This window comes from Streptomyces mangrovisoli (assembly GCF_000974985.2).
Classification (GTDB): Bacteria; Actinomycetota; Actinomycetes; order Streptomycetales; family Streptomycetaceae; genus Streptomyces; species Streptomyces mangrovisoli.
On the sequence record NZ_LAVA02000141.1, the window covers coordinates 1 to 1111 of the forward strand.

Sequence of the window (1111 nt, forward strand, 5' to 3'; positions counted from 1 at the left end):
GACCATGACCAACCCGTACCCCGACCCGGTGCCGCCGGGTCCGACGCCCGGCCCGGCCCCGGGTCCGCCCGAGCCGGTCCCGGGCCCCGGGCCCGCCCCCGGGCCGCCCGTCCCCGGCCCGGAGCCCACCCCCGGGCCACCCGCACCGGGCCCCGTGCCCACGCCCCCGCCGACGCCCGGCCCACCGGCCCCGGGTCCGTCCCCGGTGCCGCCCGGCCCGGAACCCGTACCGAACCCGGAACCCGGACCCCCGCTGACCTGACCACTCACGCGCCGAGCGCCCGCGCGTCCGAGCACTCGCAAGCCGAGCGCCCGAGCGCCCATGAGCCGGGCGCCCCGGCATCCGAGCGCCCGAGCCTCCGAACGCCGAGGGGGCGGCCCCGCCGTGAACCCGGCCGGGCCGCCCCTCACCGTCGAGCGGCCGAACAGCCGGACCGCCGAAAGACGGCGGTCGCTACGCCGTCACCTCCGACCGGTCCCCGCCCCACAGCGTGTGGAACGAGCCCTCGCGGTCCGTGCGCCGGTAGGTGTGCGCGCCGAAGAAGTCGCGCTGGCCCTGGGTGAGCGCGGCCGGCAGGCGTTCGGCGCGCAGGCCGTCGTAGTAGGCGAGGGCCGCGGCGAAGCCGGGGGTCGCCACGCCCTGCCGGGTCGCCGCGACGATCACCTCGCGCCAGTCGTCCTGCGCCGCCGCGATCTCCTGCGCGAACGTCGCGTCGGAGAGCAGGCTCGGCAGGTCGGGACGGGCGTCGTAGGCGGACCGGATGCGGTCGAGGAAGGCCGCGCGGATGATGCAGCCGCCACGCCAGATCGCGGAGACCGCGCCGAGGTCGATGTCCCAGTCGTACTCGTCGCTGCCCGCGGCGATCTCGTGGAAGCCCTGCGTGTACGACACGATCTTGGAGGCGTACAGCGCCTGCTCGACGCGGTCCGCGAAGGCCGCGGCCTCCGCCTCGCCGAGCGGTGACGGCTTGGGGCCGGCCAGGTCGCGGGAGGCCTCGCGCAGGGCCGCGTGGCCGGACAGCGAGCGTGCGAAGACGGCCTCCGCGATGCCGGAGACCGGCACCCCGAGGTCGAGCGCGATCTGCACGGTCCAGCGGCCGGTGCCCTTCTG

At 77.8% G+C, this 1111-nt stretch carries 1 protein-coding gene; it reads right to left on the bottom strand.

The features are described from left to right. Window positions 1-454: 454 nt before the first annotated feature. On the bottom strand, window positions 455-1111 hold a 657-nt coding region (locus WN71_RS37865; RefSeq protein WP_476756016.1), incomplete at its 5' end, for an NADP(+)-dependent, decarboxylating phosphogluconate dehydrogenase.